At 70.7% G+C, this 16,475-nt stretch carries 16 protein-coding genes; 15 read left to right on the forward strand and 1 reads right to left on the reverse strand.

Features of this window, described 5'->3' with window-relative positions; genetic code table 11:
* Positions 1 to 18 precede the first annotated feature (18 nt).
* From VKN16_24150 to VKN16_24215, 14 genes are all read left to right on the forward strand, one after another.
* On the forward strand, positions 19 to 255 hold the full coding sequence (locus VKN16_24150) for an acyl carrier protein (protein HME97309.1): 237 nt from the start codon (positions 19 to 21) through the stop codon (positions 253 to 255).
* A 19-nt stretch (positions 256 to 274) separates the two neighbouring features.
* Complete coding sequence (fabF, locus tag VKN16_24155; protein ID HME97310.1) at positions 275 to 1,522, forward strand: beta-ketoacyl-ACP synthase II; 1,248 nt, start codon at positions 275 to 277, stop codon at positions 1,520 to 1,522.
* Entirely contained in the window at positions 1,523 to 1,972 is a 450-nt protein-coding gene (locus VKN16_24160; protein HME97311.1) for a ribonuclease III domain-containing protein, read from the forward strand.
* A 9-nt stretch (positions 1,973 to 1,981) separates the two neighbouring features.
* Positions 1,982 to 3,130: a site-2 protease family protein gene (locus VKN16_24165; protein HME97312.1), complete on the forward strand. Its 1,149-nt coding sequence runs from the start codon at positions 1,982 to 1,984 to the stop codon at positions 3,128 to 3,130.
* 106 nt (positions 3,131 to 3,236) lie between these two features.
* Positions 3,237 to 4,604: a glutamine synthetase family protein gene (locus tag VKN16_24170; protein ID HME97313.1), complete on the forward strand. Its 1,368-nt coding sequence runs from the start codon at positions 3,237 to 3,239 to the stop codon at positions 4,602 to 4,604.
* Between the two features lie 59 nt (positions 4,605 to 4,663).
* Complete coding sequence (locus VKN16_24175; GenBank protein HME97314.1) at positions 4,664 to 5,428, forward strand: SDR family NAD(P)-dependent oxidoreductase; 765 nt, start codon at positions 4,664 to 4,666, stop codon at positions 5,426 to 5,428.
* Between the two features lie 31 nt (positions 5,429 to 5,459).
* Positions 5,460 to 6,473 carry a putative 2-aminoethylphosphonate ABC transporter substrate-binding protein gene (locus tag VKN16_24180; protein ID HME97315.1) on the forward strand — a complete coding sequence of 338 codons (1,014 nt, stop codon included), beginning with the start codon at positions 5,460 to 5,462 and terminating at the stop codon, positions 6,471 to 6,473.
* Positions 6,474 to 6,549: 76 nt separating this feature from the next.
* Entirely contained in the window at positions 6,550 to 8,505 is a 1,956-nt protein-coding gene (locus VKN16_24185) for an ATP-dependent DNA helicase RecQ (GenBank protein HME97316.1), read from the forward strand.
* Positions 8,502 to 9,596: a putative 2-aminoethylphosphonate ABC transporter ATP-binding protein gene (locus VKN16_24190; GenBank protein HME97317.1), complete on the forward strand. Its 1,095-nt coding sequence runs from the start codon at positions 8,502 to 8,504 to the stop codon at positions 9,594 to 9,596. Before VKN16_24185 ends, VKN16_24190 begins: the two co-directional genes overlap by 4 nt.
* A gap of 3 nt (positions 9,597 to 9,599) precedes the next feature.
* Positions 9,600 to 11,327 (forward strand): putative 2-aminoethylphosphonate ABC transporter permease subunit, encoded by a 1,728-nt coding sequence (locus tag VKN16_24195; GenBank protein HME97318.1) that lies wholly within the window; start codon positions 9,600 to 9,602, stop codon positions 11,325 to 11,327.
* A 169-nt stretch (positions 11,328 to 11,496) separates the two neighbouring features.
* The gene (locus tag VKN16_24200) at positions 11,497 to 11,808 is read left to right on the forward strand and encodes a cupin domain-containing protein (GenBank protein HME97319.1); all 312 of its coding nucleotides are present in this window, start codon (positions 11,497 to 11,499) and stop codon (positions 11,806 to 11,808) included.
* 6 nt (positions 11,809 to 11,814) lie between these two features.
* Positions 11,815 to 12,552: an SDR family NAD(P)-dependent oxidoreductase gene (locus tag VKN16_24205; protein HME97320.1), complete on the forward strand. Its 738-nt coding sequence runs from the start codon at positions 11,815 to 11,817 to the stop codon at positions 12,550 to 12,552.
* A 21-nt stretch (positions 12,553 to 12,573) separates the two neighbouring features.
* Positions 12,574 to 14,436, forward strand: coding sequence for an adenylate/guanylate cyclase domain-containing protein (locus VKN16_24210; GenBank protein ID HME97321.1), 1,863 nt, complete (start codon positions 12,574 to 12,576; stop codon positions 14,434 to 14,436).
* Positions 14,429 to 15,385 carry a hypothetical protein gene (locus VKN16_24215; protein ID HME97322.1) on the forward strand — a complete coding sequence of 319 codons (957 nt, stop codon included), beginning with the start codon at positions 14,429 to 14,431 and terminating at the stop codon, positions 15,383 to 15,385. The genes VKN16_24210 and VKN16_24215 overlap by 8 nt, the downstream gene beginning before the upstream one ends.
* A gap of 254 nt (positions 15,386 to 15,639) precedes the next feature.
* Here the strand turns inward: VKN16_24215 and VKN16_24220 are convergent, their stop codons facing one another.
* Positions 15,640 to 16,197 carry an NUDIX hydrolase gene (locus VKN16_24220; GenBank protein ID HME97323.1) on the reverse strand — a complete coding sequence of 186 codons (558 nt, stop codon included), beginning with the start codon at positions 16,195 to 16,197 and terminating at the stop codon, positions 15,640 to 15,642.
* A 38-nt stretch (positions 16,198 to 16,235) separates the two neighbouring features.
* Between VKN16_24220 and VKN16_24225 the strand changes: the two genes are divergently transcribed.
* Positions 16,236 to 16,472: a hypothetical protein gene (locus tag VKN16_24225; protein HME97324.1), complete on the forward strand. Its 237-nt coding sequence runs from the start codon at positions 16,236 to 16,238 to the stop codon at positions 16,470 to 16,472.
* Positions 16,473 to 16,475: the final 3 nt, after the last annotated feature.

Genomic DNA, 16,475 nt, shown 5'->3' on the forward strand with positions numbered 1-16,475 from the left:
CAGTCAGGGAGGGAGGGCATGGCCAAGCCGGTCGAGGAGCGGGTGAAGGAGATCATCGTCGAGCAGCTGGGCGTCGAGGAAGACGAGGTATTGCCCGCCGCGAAGTTCATCGAGGACCTCGGAGCGGATTCCCTCGATACGGTGGAGCTCGTGATGGCCTTCGAGGAGGAGTTCGACCTCGAGATCCCCGACGAGGACGCCGAGAAGATCGCCACCGTCGGAGACGCCATCAGCTACATCAAGGAGAACTCGTAGGGCGCGGGCGGAGCCGGCGATGGTGGAGGCGCGCCGAGTCGTCGTCACCGGGGTGGGGGCCGTCACCCCCGTGGGCAACACGGCCGAGGAGTTCTGGGCCGCGCTGCTCCAGGGCAAGTCGGGCATCGGCCCCATCACGCGCTTCGACGCCGGGCCGCTGCCCACCAAGATCGCGGGGGAGGTCAAGGGCTTCGACTCCCTCCGGTTCATCGACAAGAAGGACGACCGCAAGTTCGACCCGTTCCTCAAGTACGCGATCGCCTGCGCGGCGATGGCGGTAGAGGACGCGGGCCTGAACGTGGAGCGGGTGGACCGCACCCGCTTCGGGGTGCTGGTGGGCTCCGGAATCGGCGGCATCACCACCCTCCTGGAGACGCACAAGGTGCTGCTCGAGAAGGGGCCGGACCGCGTCTCGCCGTTCTTCATCCCGATGCTGATCATCAACATGGCCTCGGGGCTCATCTCGATGCGCTTCGGGGCCAAGGGCCCGAATTCCTCGATCGTCACCGCGTGCGCCACCGGCAACCACGCCATCGGCGACGCGATGAAGATCATCCAGCGCAACGACGCCGACGTCATGATCGCGGGCGGGTCGGAGGCGATCATCCTGCCCCTGACCTTCGCGGGCTTCTGCCAGATGAAGGCCATGTCGACGCGGAACGACGAGCCCACGCGGGCGAGCCGGCCCTTCGACGCGGCGCGGGACGGCTTCGTGTGCGGGGAAGGCGGCGGCCTGCTGGTGCTGGAGTCGCTCGATCACGCCCTCGCGCGGGACGCGCGCATCTACGCGGAGGTGGTGGGCTACGGGATGACCGGCGACGCGCACCACATGACCGCGCCGGATCCGGAGGCGGACGGCGCCGCGCGGGCCATGTCGCTGGCGGTGCGCGACGCGGGGATCGAGCCGTCGACGGTCGGCTACATCAACGCGCACGGGACCTCGACGCCCTACAACGACAAGTCGGAGACCATGGCGATCAAGCGGGTCTTCGGCGAGCATGCGCGCAAGCTGGCGGTCTCGTCCACCAAGTCGATGACCGGGCATCTCCTCGGGGCGGCCGGCGGCATCGAGGCCATCGCGACCGCGCTGGCCATCCATCACGGCGTGCTGCCCCCGACGATCAACTACGAGAGCCCGGATCCGGATTGCGATCTCGACTACGTGCCCAACCAGGCGCGCAAGCAGGACGTGGAGATCGCGCTGAGCAATGCCTTCGGATTCGGCGGCACCAACGCCACCCTCGTCTTCCGGAAGTATCGCGCCTAGTTGACCGCCGCGGTCGACCCGCGGGAGGCGCTGGGCCGGCGCCTCGCCCACTCCTTTCGCGACCGCGATCTGCTCTGGGAGGCGCTCACCCACCGGTCGTTCGCCAACGAAAATCCGGGCGCGGCCGACAACGAGCGGCTCGCGCTCCTCGGCGACGCGGTGCTCGGCCTCGTGGTGGCCGAGCGCCTGCTCGCCGACACGCCCGCGGAGCCGGTCGGGGTGCTGACCCCGCGGCGCGCCGCGCTGGTGTCCGGCGAGAACCTCGCCCGCTGGGCGCGCGATCTGGGCCTCGGCGCGCACCTGCGGCTCGGACGCGGCGAGGCGCAGACCGGCGGACGCGACAAGGACTCGATGCTCGCCACCGCGCTGGAAGCCGTGCTCGGCGTGATCTACCGCGAGGGCGGCCTCGACGCGTGCCGGCGCGCGGTCGCCGCGCTGGCCGTGTGGTAACCTGCACCCATGCGCCTGTGGCCCTTCTCCTCGACCACGCACGAGCTGAACGGGATCACGCCCGAGGGCTATCCGGTCATCGAGGATCTGCTGCGGCGCAACGTGGAGGACATCTTCCGCGTCGAGCGCCAGGAGGTGCGCGGAGCGACCTTCGGATGGGGCGGGACGCTCCTGGTCGAGCCGGCGCGCGCCCTCGCCCTGATCGAGCCGCGCTTCAAGTCGTTCGGCTACTCGCCGTTCCTGGGCCGGCAGGGAGATCTGGTGTGGATCCGGGCGGTGCCGCTCGGCGAGGTGGGGGAGCGGGGTCGCTCCAGCACCAACATCGTGCTGTTCGTGCTCACCGTGATCTCCACGCTCGCGGCCGGCTTCATGTTGAGCGGCTCGTTTCCGTTCGTCACGTTCAACCCGCTCCTGCAGCCGGCCAAGCTGCTCGACGGGGTTCCCTTCGCGTTCACCCTGCTCGCGATCCTCGGCACGCACGAGTTCGGGCACTACTTCACCGCACGCCACTACGGCGCGTCGGTGAGCCTGCCCTTCTTCATCCCGGCTCCGCCTCCCATCTTCCTGTTCGGCACCATGGGGGCGGTGATCCGGATGCGCTCGCCCGCACGCGACCGCAACTCGCTGTTCGACATCGCGGTGGCCGGGCCGCTGGCCGGGCTGGTGGTGGCGATCCCCGCGCTGCTCCTCGGCCTCAGCTGGTCGCGGGTCGGCATGGTGCTGCCCGAGCACACCGGGATCACCTTCGGCGACTCGATCCTGATGCGGGGCCTGACCTGGCTGGTGTTCGGGCCGATCCCTCAGGGCATGGACGTCTTCGTGCACCCGGTCGCGCTCGCGGGCTGGGTCGGACTGTTCGTCACCGCGCTGAACCTGTTCCCGGTGGGTCAGCTCGACGGCGGGCGGATCGTCTACGCCCTCTTCGGGCCGTGGCACCGGCAGGTGTCCATCGCGACCTTCGTGGCGCTCATGGCGCTGGGCGCGCTGTTTCGCTCGCCGAACTGGATCGTGTTCGCGGGCCTGATCCTGCTGCTGATGGGCTTCCACCACGCGCCGCCGCTCGACGACCTCACCCCGATCTCCCCGCGCCGCTACGTCCTCGGCGTCTTCTGTCTGATCCTCCTCGTCCTCCTGATTCCGCCCGTCCCGATCAGCTAGGCCGCCCGAAATGTAGGAATGCAAGACCTGACCCCGGTGTAAGATTGCCGCGCTTTGCGTTGGCAACCGCTCGTCACCGTCCGTATCGCCGGGGAGACATCCGCACGTGCCTGAAGATCGGGCAGACCAGAAGGGCCTCGAGACACTGATCCGCAAGGGCGAGGTGGACACCGTGCTCACGGTGTTCGCCGACGGGATGGGTCGGCTGCTGGGCAAGCGGGTGGTCGGCCGCTACTTCCTCGATCACGTTCTGCACGACGGCGTCCACGCGTGCATCTACCTCTTCACGGTGGACATGGAGATGGAGCCGCTGCCCGGCTTCCGGCTCGCGTCGTGGGAGCGCGGCTACGGCGACATGAAGCTGGTCCCGGATCTGACGACCTGGCGGCTCCTGCCGTGGCTTCCCAAGACCGCGCTCGTGTTCTGCGACGTGTACACCGAGGAGGGCGAGCCCATCGAGGAGGCCCCGCGCTGGGTGCTGCGCCGTCAGCTGCAGCGGGCCGGGAAGATCGGCTACCGGGTGAAGACGGCCTCCGAGCTCGAGCTGTACCTCTTCAAGGAGTCCTTCGACGAGGCGCGGGCCAAGCGCTTCCACGACCTCACCCCGGTCTCGAGCTACCTCGAGGACTACCATATTCTGCAGACCTCGAAAGAGGAGCCGCTGGTGCGGGCCATCCGCAACGGGATGGAGGCGGCGCGGGTGCCGGTGGAGTTCTCCAAGGGCGAGTGGGGACGCGGGCAGGAGGAGATCAACCTGCGCTACGCCGACGCGCTGGAGATGGCCGACCGTCACGTGCTCTACAAGCACGGGGTCAAGGAGATCGCCTGGCAGCAGGGCTGCTCGGTGACGTTCATGGCCAAGTACGACATGGGCGCGGCCGGCTCGTCGTTCCACCTGCACTCGTCGGTGTGGGACCGCGCCGGGCGCCGCAACCTGTTCAGCGCGAAGGGCTCGCGCGCGGGCACGCCGCTGTTCCAGCAGTGGCTCGCCGGCCAGGTGGCGATGGCCCGCGAGCTGGCCTATTTCTACGCGCCGACCATCAACGCCTACAAGCGCTACCAGGCGGGCTCGTTCGCGCCGACCCGGATCGCGTGGGGCTGGGACAACCGCACGTGCGGTTTCCGGGTCTGCGGCGAGGACGGCGGCTTCCGGGTGGAGAACCGCATCCCCGGCGCCGACGCCAACCCGTACCTCGCCTTCGCGGCCACCATCGCGGCGGGCCTGCACGGGGTGGAGAAGAAGCTGAAGCCGCCGGCCATGTTCGACGGCAACGCGTACGATCACGACGCGCTGCCCCAGGTGCCGAAGACGCTGCGCGAGGCGCTCGCCGAGCTGGAGCGCTCACGAGTGGCGCGGGACGCGTTCGGACCGAAGGTGGTCGAGCACTATCTGCAGCACGGGCGGCTCGAGCAGCAGGCCTTCGATCAGTCCGTCACCGACTGGGAGCTGCTACGAAACTTCGAGCGGATCTAGACCACCCCCTCACCCCGCCCTCTCCCCTGAGGGGAGAGGGAGAGGCAGGAGAAGCGTGAATGCCGGGAAGGCTCGAGAAGAAGGTCGCGCTGATCACCGGGGCGGGCATGGGGATGGGCCGCGAGGCCTCGGTCCTGTTCGCCGAGCACGGGGCGCGCGTCGTGGTGTGCGACCTCAACGCCCGTGCCGCCGCCGAGACCGTCGATCTGGTCGGCAAGGCGGGCGGCGAGGCCCTCGCGGTGGTGGGCGACGTGGCGGTGGAGGCCGACGTCCGCCGGATGGTGGAGGACGGAGTGCGCCGGTTCGGGGCGCTGCACATCCTTTACAACAACGCGGGCGTGCTGTGGAAGGACCGGGACCGCTCGGTGCTGGAGACGGACGGCGAGCAGTGGGACCGGGTGATGGGCATCAACCTGAAGAGCGTCTTCTGGGTCACCAAGCACGGGATCCCGCCGCTGCAGAAGGCGGGCGGCGGCTCCATCATCCTGGTGGGCTCGGTCTCCGCTCTGGCCGGCTTCACGCGGGCGCAGGACGCCTACACCGCGGCCAAGGGCGCGCTGATCTCGCTGAACAAGTCGCTGGCCATCCAGTTCGCCAAGGACAACATTCGCTGCAACGTCATCCATCCGGGGATCATCGAGACCCCGTTGCAGGCCCCCTACCTCAACGACGCATTGCGTGCCGAGTTCAAGACCGGGATCCCGCTGGGGCGGATCGGCCAGCCCCGCGACATCGCGAATGCCGCGCTCTTCCTCGCCTCCGATGAATCCTCCTTCATGACCGGAGCCGAGATGATCGTGGACGGCGGCTTCATGGCCCAGTGAGGCCTCAACCCCCACTCCAAGGAGGCGTTTCATGCTGACACGCTCGCGCGGCGCCCTGGCCCTGATCCTGGCGCTGCTGGTGCTCTCGGTCGCCAGCCCGGCGGCGGCCCAGAAGCAGACCGTGGTCATCTACACCGCGATCGAGAACGAGCAGATCACCGAGTACAAGAAGGCCTACGAGAAGGCGCTGCCGAACCTCGACGTGAAGATGCTGCGGCTGTCCACCGGCGACATCGCGGCCCGCTTCATGGCCGAGAAGGACAACATGCAGGCCGATCTCATCTGGGGCGTGGGCGCCACCAACATGCTCCAGTTCAAGAACGCGGGCCTGCTCGAGCCCTACGCCCCGAAGGGGCTCGAGCGCGTGCAGCCGCTCTTCCGGGACAAGGCCAATCCGCCGGCCTGGGTCGGCCTGGACATCTATATGTCCGCGTTCTGCTACAACACCGAGACCGGCAAGCAGCACAAGCTGCCGAAGCCCGAGTCCTGGGCCGACCTCACCAAGCCGGTCTACAAGGGCCACGTGGTGATGCCGAACCCCGCCTCCTCGGGCACCGGGTACCTCTCGGTGGTGTCCATCCTGCAGCGCATGGGAGAGGCAGAGGGCTGGAAGTACCTCGATGCGCTCGACAAGAACATCGCGGAATACACGAAGTCCGGCTCCAAGCCCTGCAAGGACGCGGCGGCGGGCGAGCGGGCCATCGGCGTCTCGTTCGAGTACGTGGCCCACGAGATGATCAAGAAGGGCTCGCCGGTGGCGATGGTGCTGCCCAAGGAGGGCTCCGGCTACGAGATCGAGGCCAACGGGCTCACCCGGAAGGGGGCGAAGAATCCGGCGGCGAAGCAGTTCCTCGACTGGGCCATCACCGACGAGTCGCTGAAGATCGCCTCGCAGTTCTTCGCGGCGGTGAGCGTCGCGGGCTTCCCCACGCCGGAGGGTCTGCCCAAGGACATCAGCAAGGTCGTGTTCCCGAACGACTTCGACTGGTCGGCGAAGAACCGCGACCGCATCCTCGCCGAGTGGCAGAAGCGCTACGCCAAGTAACCCCGGCCGAGGTGCAGCCGCAGGCGAGCCGATTCGAGTTTGGCGAGGTGCAGCCGAAGGCGAGCCGAGCGAATAAATGATGAAGCGCCCGGGTGCCTCCACGTCTCCGACGTCCTCGGCCTCAGAGCTTGACGCCGCGCTCGCGCGGCTCGGCTATGCCGCCTTCCGGCCGGGCCAGCGCGAGGCGGTGGAGACGCTGCTCGCCCAGGGCCGGCTCCTGCTGGTGGCGCCGACCGGCGGCGGCAAGAGCCTGAGCTACCAGCTACCGGCCACGCTGCTGCCCGGCACCACGCTGGTCATCTCACCCCTGGTCGCGTTGATGGCCGACCAGGTCCAGGCCCTCGAGGCGCGCGGCGTGGCCGCGACCTACCTGGCGGCCACGCTCGACGCCGCCGCGATGCGTCGACGCATGGCCCGGCTCGCCGCGCGGGCGTTCTCGCTGGTCTACGTCGCGCCGGAGCGCCTGGCCTTCCCCGGCTTCCGGGCCATGCTGCGCGACCTGGACGTGCCGCTGGTGGCGGTGGACGAGGCGCACTGCATCAGCGAGTGGGGGCACGACTTCCGCCCGGAGTACCTCGGCATCGGGTCGGTGATCGCCGACTTCCCGCGCGCCCGCGTGCTGGCCTGCACCGCCACCGCGACGCCGATCGTGCGCGACGAGATCCTCGCCCGTCTCGGCCTGCCGCCCGACACGCCCCAGATGGTCCGCGGCTTCGCCCGGCCCAACCTCGCGCTCCGGGCCGTGGAGGTGGACGGTCGCCGCGAGCGCGAGCGGCTGGTGGACGGCGCGCTCGCCGAGGCGCTGGGCGGCCCCGGCAAGGGCCGGGGCACCGCCATCGTGTACGCGCCGACGCGAAAGAAGTCGGAGGACGAGGCCGAGCGGCTGGCCTCGCACGGCTGGCGGGGCGTGGCCTATCACGCGGGGCTCGAGGGCCGCGCCCGGGAGATCGTGCAGCGCGAGTTCGTCGAGGGCCGCGTCGAAGTCGTGGTGGCCACCAATGCATTCGGCATGGGCATCGACCGGCCGGACGTGCGGGCGGTCATCCACCTGGGCCCGCCGGGCTCCATCGAGGCCTACTACCAGGAGGTCGGCCGCGCCGGCCGGGACGGAGCGCCGGCGCTCGGGTTGCTGCTGGTCGGCGCGGGAGATCTCGCGCTCCGCCGGGCGCTGCTGGAGCGGGGGGCGGAGGGCGCCACGGCCGACCCGGCGATGGTCGAGCACAAGTGGGGCATGTTCCTCGAGTTGATTCGCTGGGTCGAGGGTGGAAGCTGTCGCCACGATGCGATTCTTCGCTACTTCGGCGACGAGGCGGAGACCCTGGCCGGATGCGGCCGCTGCGACGTCTGTCAGGGGCTGCTGCAGGCCGACCAGGAGGCGGGCGACCAGGAGCGCGTCACCCTGATCGTGCGCAAGGCGCTGTCCGGCGTGGCGCGCGTGCACGAGCGCTTCGGGCTGCAGACCGCGGTCAAGCTGATCCACGGCGAGCCGGACGAGCGCATCGAGCGGGCCGGGCTCACCCGGGTGCCGACCTTCGGCAACCTCAAGGAGCACCCCGCGCCCTGGCTGCTCGCGCTCCTCCGGCGCTGCGTGTCCGCGGGCTGGGTCAGCTTCAGCGGTCGCGAGCGGCCGGTGGTCGTGCTGACCGAGGAGGGCCGCGCGGTGATGAAGGGCCAGCGCCCGGCGCGGCTCCTGCTGCCCCCGCTGACCCGGCGCACGCCCGCCCCGGCGGCCACCCGGTCCGCCGAGCCCGGCCAGCCTCGACCGGCGGCCGCGGCCGCCGAGCTGGACGCGGCCGCGCAGGCGCTGTTCGAGACGCTGCGCCGTCACCGCCTCACGGTGGCCCGCGCCGAGGGCGTTGCCCCGTTCATCGTGGCCAGCGACCGGACGCTGCGCGAGATCGCCATGCTGAGGCCGCGCACGCTCGACGAGCTGCAGCTGGCTCACGGTGTCGGGCGGCACAAGGCCGAGCGGTACGGCGCGGGCCTGCTGCAGGTCGTGGCATCGGCCGCCGAGCCGGCATCACGACGGTGAGCGCGGAGACCGGCCGGCCGGCGGCGGTCGCCCTCGAGGGCATCGCCAAGAAGTTCGGCCAGTTCGTCGCCTTGAGCGGCGTGAGCCTGGCCGTGTCGGCCGGCGAGTTCGTCTGCTTCCTCGGGCCGAGCGGCTGCGGCAAGACGACGCTGCTGCGGATCATCGCCGGCCTGGAGCGCCAGAATGCCGGCTCGGTGACGATGGGCGGACGCGACGTCTCGTCGCTGCCGCCCAGCCGCCGCAACTACGGCATCGTCTTCCAGTCCTACGCGTTGTTTCCGAACCTCACGGTCGCACGCAACGTGGCCTACGGGCTCGAGACGCGCAAGGTCGCGCGGGCCGAGATCGATCGGCGGGTGGACGAGCTGCTGGCCCTGGTGGGGCTGGCCGCGCACCGGCACAAGTACCCGGCGCAGCTCTCGGGCGGCGAGCAGCAGCGGATCGCGCTGGCGCGCGCGCTGGCTCCGTCGCCCGCGCTGCTCCTGCTGGACGAGCCGCTCTCCGCCCTCGACGCGCGGGTGCGCCAGTCGCTCCGGCACGAGATGCGCGCGCTGCAGCGACGGCTCGGGGTGACCACGATCATGGTCACGCACGACCAGGAGGAGGCCCTGGCCATGGCCGACCGGATCGTGGTGATGAACCACGGCGCGGTGGAGCAGGTGGGCACCCCGGTCGAGGTCTACATGCGGCCGCGCTCGCCGTTCGTCGCGCGATTCGTGGGTCAGATGAACTTCATCGAGGCGACCGCGGGCGAGCGGCCGGGGTGGGCGCGGCTCGGCGCCGTGCAGATGCGGCACGGGGCGGCGGAGCCGCTCGCGGCCGGGACGCCGCTGACGCTGGCCATCCGGCCCGAGGAGATCGTAGTGGGCGCGGCGACCGCCGGCGTCGAGAATCGGCTGGTGACGCGCATCCGGGCGGTGCAGTTCCTCGGCCCGTTCACCCGCCTGAGCCTCGCGCTGCCCGACGGCGCCCCCCCGCTGGAATGCGACGTGGCGGCCAGCGCGTTCGCCGCCCTCGGGGTGGCGGAAGGCGGCGAGCTGACCCTGTCGCTCACGCCCGAGGCGCTCCGGGTGTTCTCGGCCCGCGTCTAGGACATGTCGGACACGCGGCCGGAGAGCTTGTCCGCGGCCATCCCGGACCGGACCATCCGCCACCGGGTGGGCGGTGAGGACGTCGTCCGCCTCGTGCTGGTGGCCGTCTTCGCGGCCATCCTCTACCTCTTCGTGCTCTACCCGCTCATTCACGTGGTGTGGCGAAGCCTGCTCGCCAACGACGGGGCGTTCGTGGGCCTCGCCAACTACCGCCGGTACTTCGGCACGCCGGCCATCGCGGCCTCCATCGGCAACAGCCTGTTCGTCTCGCTGATCTCGATGGCGATCACGGTGGTCCTCGCCTTCGTCTACGCGTACGGGCTCACCCGCACCCGGATGCCGTGCCGCGGCCTCTTCCGGGTCGTGGCGATGCTGCCGCTCTTCGCGCCCTCGCTGGTGCAGGCCCTCGCCTTCATCTACGTATTCGGCAACAACGGGATCGTCACGCGGGCCACCGGCTTCAACGTCGGCATCTACGGTCCCAAGGGCATCGTGGCCGCCGAGGTCTTCTACTGCTTCCCCCACGCGCTGCTCATCCTGGTGGCTGCCCTGTCCGCGACGGATGCGCGCCTCTACGACGCCGCGCGCACCCTGGGGGCCTCGCCGCTCAAGACGTTCCTGACCGTGACGTTGCCCGGGGTGAAGTTCGGGCTGGTGAGCGCCTGCTTCGTGGTGTTCACGCTGGTGATCACCGACTTCGGCGCGCCCAAGGCGATCGGGGGCAAGTTCTCGGTGATGGCGACCGAGATCTACAACCAGGTCTCGGGCCAGCAGAACTTCACGATGGGCGCCACCGTCTCGGTGGTCCTGCTGATCCCGGCGGTGCTGGCGTTCCTGGTCGACCGCATCGTGCAGCGCCGCCAGTACGCGCTGGTCACCGCGTCCTCGCGGCCGCTCACCCCGCGGCGCCGGCCCGCGGCCGACTGGGGCTGCTTCGCCTACTGCGCGCTGATCGCCGGGGCGATCGCGGGCCTGTACCTGGCGATCGCGGTCTACTCCCTGGTGGTGCGGTGGCCCTACAACTTCACGCCGACCCTCCGGCACTACACGTTCGCCACGGTGGGCGGCTACGCGCCGCTGGCCAACAGCGTGTACGTCGCCGCGCTCACCGCGCTGGTCGGCACCGGGCTCGCGTTCGGGGGCGCCTACGTGGTCGAGAAGTGCCGGACGGCGTGGAGCGGCCTCCTGTACCTGGTGTCGGTGCTGCCGGTGGCCATCCCGGGCATGGTGCTGGGCCTCGCCTACATCTTCGCGTTCAACGCCCCCGGCAGCGTCCTCAACGCCCTCTACGGCACGCTGGCCATCCTGATCGTCTCCAACGTCGTCCACTACTTCACGGTGGGCTTCCTGACCGCCACCACCGCGCTGCGGCAGATGGACGCCGAGTTCGAGAACGTCTCCGCCTCGCTCGGCGTCCCGTTCTACCGCACCTTCTGGCGAGTGACCGTGCCGATGGCGTTGCCGTCGATCGTGGGCATCAGCATGTACTTCTTCCTCAACGCGATGGTCACCCTCTCGGCGGTGGTGTTCCTGGTCGCCCCCGGTACCGAGCTGGCCGCGGTCGCGGTGCTGCTGATGGATGACGCCGGTGATACCGCGCAGGCCGCCGCGATGTCGGTCTGCATCATCGCGATCGGGCTGGCGGTGCGCCTGGGATACTGGGCCCTCCTTCGCGGCGTGAGCCGTCGCACCGAAGCCTGGCGCGACCCGCCCGAAAGCACGCTAAGATAACGCGGAGCCGCCTTACAAAGGTCATCGCTCGCGATGACCGTCAGAATATCGAGGGCGTGTGACCAACCGCCCACGGCCAAGAGACACGTATGGAACATGAAGGGCGTGTGACCAACTACCACGGTCAAGCGTCACGTACAGGAAAAAAGGGACTCACGAGGACGGCGCGATGAAGAACGCGGTGGTGAACCTCCAGGGCCACAAGGGCCAGTTCTTCGAGGTCCTGCAGGAGACGGAGCGCACCCAGACCGCGGTCATGACCATCGCACCCGGCCGGGACAGTGGTCCGGAGGAGACGCACGCGGGCGACCAGGTCGTCTACGTGATCGAGGGCGAGGCGATCGTGACCATCGAAGGCACGCCGCACCATGCCCGGCCCGGGGCGTGCGCGGTGATCCCCGCGGGAGCGCGCCATCACGTGAAGAACCCGGGCGCCGCGCCGCTCTTCTGTCTCACCGTCTACGCGCCGCCCGCGTACTAGCCGGCGATGCCTCCCTCCATCCGCACGGCGCTCGTCACCGGGGCGGCTCGCGGCATCGGCCTGGCGATCGCGACGCGGCTGGCCGGCGACGGCCTGCGGGTGGCCCTGCTCGACCGCGACGGCGAGCGGGTGGAGGCGGCGGCCCGCTCCGTGGGCGGCGGCGCGAGAGCGCTGGTCGGCGACGTGACGCAGACGAAGGAGGTCGACGGCGCCATCGCGCGGGTGGAGCGCGAGTGGGGTCGCCTCGACGTGCTGGTCAACAACGCGGGGATCACCGGCCGCTCGTTCCCGATCTGGGAGCTGTCCGACGAGGACTGGCAGCGGGTGATCGACGTCGACCTTACCAGCGTGTTCCTCTGCTGCCGGGCCGCGGTGAAGGTGATGCTGCGCCAGGGGAGCGGGCGCATCATCAACATCGCCTCGATCGCCGGGAAGGAGGGCAACCCGACGCTGGTGCCGTACTCGACTGCCAAGGCCGGGGTGATCGGCCTGACCAAGGCGCTTGCCAAGGAGGTCGCCACGCGCGGGATCCTCGTCAACGCGGTCGCGCCCGCGGTCATCGGCACCGAGCTGCTCGAGCAGATGGAGCAGAGCACGGTGGATCTGCTGGTCTCCAAGATCCCGATGGGCCGGGTCGGCCGGCCGGACGAGGTGGCCGCGCTGGTGGCGTGGCTCGCGTCCGACCAGTGCACCTTCAGCACCGGGGCGGTCTACGATCTCTCGGGCGGGCGGGCGACGTACTAGCGACGCATCGTCGGGCGGGTGATGCCGATGCCGCCGGCCGCCCGGAATGTCGTGCGCGCCTTGCTGATCGGGATCGCGGTGAGCGTGGCGGTGACCGGCCTCTCCCGGGTGGGCGTGCTGGCGGGCTGGGAGACCCGCGCGGTCGACGCGTTCCTCTTCCTGCGCGATCCGGTGCGCGCGCCCGGCATCGTGGTGGTGGCCCTCGACGAGGACGCCTTCCGCAGCGTCGGGGAGCGCCAGCCCATCTCCCGCCGGTACCTGGCCGACCTGTGCGACATGCTGCTGCGGAGCGGCGCGCGCGTGGTGGGCCTCGATATCACGCTGAAGGTGCCCGCCGAGGGTGACGAGGCGCTGGTGGCGGTGGCCCAGCGCTGGAACCGGGACGGGCGCCGTCCGCTGGTGTTCGCCGCGATCGCGACGCCGGTCCCCGCGGCCGCCTATCGGCTGGATCCGCTCTTCTCGGCCGATCTGCCCGGGCTCGTCGGCTTCTCGAACGGGCTCATCGGCTCGGACGGCATCATCCGTCGCATGGCGCCGACGCTGCCGACCGACGGGGATCGGTCGCTGCCCGCGCTCTCCCTGGCCGTGATGGCCTCGCTGGCCGGCTACACCGAACAGACGCTGGCCGCCGCGCTCGCCACGGAGGGCGGCTCGCTCGACCTCCCGGTGCGTGACCGGCACGGAGCCTTCGGCGAGGCCGAGCCGCTCGACGTGGGCACGCTGCGCGAGTCCACCTGGCGCATCGATTTCACGGGACCACCCGGCACCCTGACCACGTTTCCCAGTGGGCCCATCGTGGAGGCGGCCCGGCGCGCGGTCGAGCCCGCGGCCGACAATCCGTTTCGCGGCCGCGTGGTGCTGGTCGGTGCGACCTTCGCGGAGAGCCGCGACGCCCACGCCACTCCGGTGGGCGCGATGTCGGGCGTGGAGATCCACGCCAACATGGTCCACACCCTGCTGACCCGCCGGGCCTTCCTGCCGCCGCCCTGGCCGGTGAACCTGGCCGTGCTCATCGCGGCGTGCGTGCTCGTCGCCCTGCTCTCGCTCTGGCTCCGCGCGGGACTGGTGGCGCTGGTCGCGATCCTGTTCGTCATCTGCGTCACCGTGTGGAGCTACGAGGCCTACACGCGCGGCGGATACTGGCTCGACTTCCTGGCCCCGGTGCTCGGAATGTTCCTCTACCTCGAGGGCTCGCGTCTCTTCGCTCGCCGCCGGCTGCGGCGCGCCTTCGGCCAGTACGTGGGTCCCGAGGTGATGGACCGCGTGCTCCATCAGGACGCGGCGCTCGACGGGGACGTGCGCGTGGTGTCGGTCCTGTTCTCGGACCTGCGCGGCTTCACGACGGTGGCCGAGCGGCTGTCGCCCGAGCGCATCTCCGAGACGATGAACGAATACTTCACGGCCATGATCGACGTGATCCTGGCGCGCCACGGCATCGTGCAGGACTTCGTGGGAGACGCCATTCTCGCCGTCTTCGGGGCTCCGCTGGCCGATCCCGACCATGCCGGGAACGCGGTCACCGCGGCCCGCGAGATGCACGCGGCGCTGGAGCGGCTGAATTCGGCCTGGGTGGCGGCCGGCCGACCGGCCCTGACGATGGGGATCGCCATCAACACCGGCCAGGTGTTCGCGGGCAACGTGGGCTCTCCACGAAAGAAGAAGTACGCGGTGATCGGGGATACAGTGAACACCGTGACCCGGATGGAGGGGCTGAACCGGGATTTCGCCACGTCCATCCTGATCAGCCGGGCGACGTTCGAGGCGATTCGCGGGCGCGGGGCGGTCAGGCCGCGCGGGACGGTGCCGGTGAGGGGACGGGCGCAACCGGTGGAAGTGTTCGAGCTGCTGCCGGCATCGGCCGGCGCTGGAGGAGCGAATGGCTAGAGCGCTGATCGGGCTGATCGTGGCCGTGCTGGCTACCGCCCACGTGGCGACCGCTCAGGTGCGGGACGTCGGAGCCATGATCACCGAGATCAAGGCCGGCCGCGGGCGGATCGAGGTGCGCGGGCCCGGCGCGTCGGAGTGGCGGCCGGCGGGGCCGCTACTGGCGTTGAAGGTCGGCGACAGCCTGCGGGCCACCGAGGACGCCGCGGCGGTGGTGGTGCTGGCCGGCCGGCGCGGGACGGTGCAGGTGGACGCGGCCAGCTCGCCCTTCGTCGTCACGGCGGCGCCCGCCGAGTCCAAGCTGCAGAAGGCGTTCCTCCTGCTCGAGGGTGGGCTCGGGTTCCTCGGCAGCAACCCGCGCGAGACGCCGAAGCCGGTGCTGTCCACCCGGAGCACGGCGCGGCCGCCCGTCGTCCTGAGCCCGCGCACCGGCCCGGTCCTGCCGGAGAGCTTGCAGTTCGAGTGGCAGGGCTACCAGTTCGCCCGCTACGCGATCCGCGTGACCGGACCGTCCGGCATCGTGCTGGAGCGCCCCGGATTGACCGGCGGTCGCCTGGTGTACCCGGCCGATGCGCCGGCCCTGGTGCCGGGCGCCGCCTACACGGTCGAGCTGTACTCGGGCCAGACCCGCGTGGACGCCGCCCGGTTCGAGGTGGCCGACGGGAAGCGCGCGGACGATCTACGGCGCGACCTCCGCGACGTCGATCAGGCGCTGGGCCCGAGCGTGCCGGCCAGCTCGCGCGCGGTGGTGGAGGCGGGGTTCCTGGCCAGTCGCGGCTTCCTGCACGACGCCCGCGCGGTCGTGGTGACGGCGCTGGCGGCCGATTCGGATCAGGCGAGTCTCCATGCGCTGCTCGGCGATCTGTACGCGCGGACGGGGCTGCAGCGGGAGGCGGACGAGGCGCACGACCAGGCTCGGCTGCTCGTCACCGACCCGCCGCGGCGTTGAGCGCGCGGCGGCCAGCGGGGGAGGGCTCTCCGCGAAACACGCTGAGTCGCGTGACCGCGTGGGCTCTCGATCGGGCCACGAGATGGGAGGCTTCGCGCTTCGCCTACCCGCAGAAGACACGGTTTCGCGGAGAGCCCCTCCCCCGCTGGCCCCGCGATCCCCGCCGGTTGCCGTTTCCGTCGTGCAGGGTGCGCGGCGGTCACCGACGGCGGCGCGGCGCCTCGTCCTCGATAGAATCTTGAATCGTCGCGTGGCTATAGCTTCAGGTGGAGCTTGAGGGCGGTGGCGAGGAGGGCGAGCTTGGAGACCGATTCGGTGATGCGGTCATCGAGGGCCATGGCGACGGCTTCGCGGAAGGGCACGATGCGGCGCTCGAAGAACTCGTCGTCGTCGGAGGCCAGGGGATCGGCGACCAGCTCCTCGCCGATGAAGCAGTGGGCGGTCTCGTCGAGGTAGGCCGCCGACGGCAGGAAGCGAGTGAGGAACGTGAGGCGCCCGGCCCGGTAGCCGCCCTCCTCGCGCAGCTCGCGCTGGGCGGCCGCCTCCGGTGTCTCCCCGGGCAATCCGCCGCCGCCAGGCAGCTCCCAGGAATCGGTGCGGGCCAGGTGACGGAACTGCCGCACGAGGAGCACGCGCTCGGCGTCCACGAAGGGGACCACGCCCACCGTGAGACCGACGTGCAGGATCGGATAGGTCTTCTCGACGCCGGTGGGCAGCCGCCAGACGTCGTCGCGAAGGGTGAGCTTGCCGAGACGCTCGCGCGGGGTCGAGCGCAGGAATCGCCAGCCGGTGATCGAGTCGTCGGGGGCCACGGGAAGCCTCGCCGCGTCAGTGTGCTATCGTAAGCCCCATGACGCAAGAGCGCCCCGCCGATCGGCTGATGGAGAAGCTGCTGCGCGCCATCGAGCTGTCGCTCAAGGCCACCGAGGCCTCACGCGAGGCGGTGCAGGAGATCCTCCGGCGCGGCGCCGAGACCGGGATCTTCTTCTCGGGCGTGCGCGCGGCCGGGAGCGCCGAGGGCTTCGACCTGACCGAGCAGGACCGGGATTTCCTGCGCTCGCTCTCCATCCGTCCCGACCCGCGCTGACCG

This window comes from Candidatus Methylomirabilota bacterium, assembly GCA_035315345.1.
Taxonomy (GTDB): domain Bacteria; phylum Methylomirabilota; class Methylomirabilia; order Rokubacteriales; family CSP1-6; genus CAMLFJ01.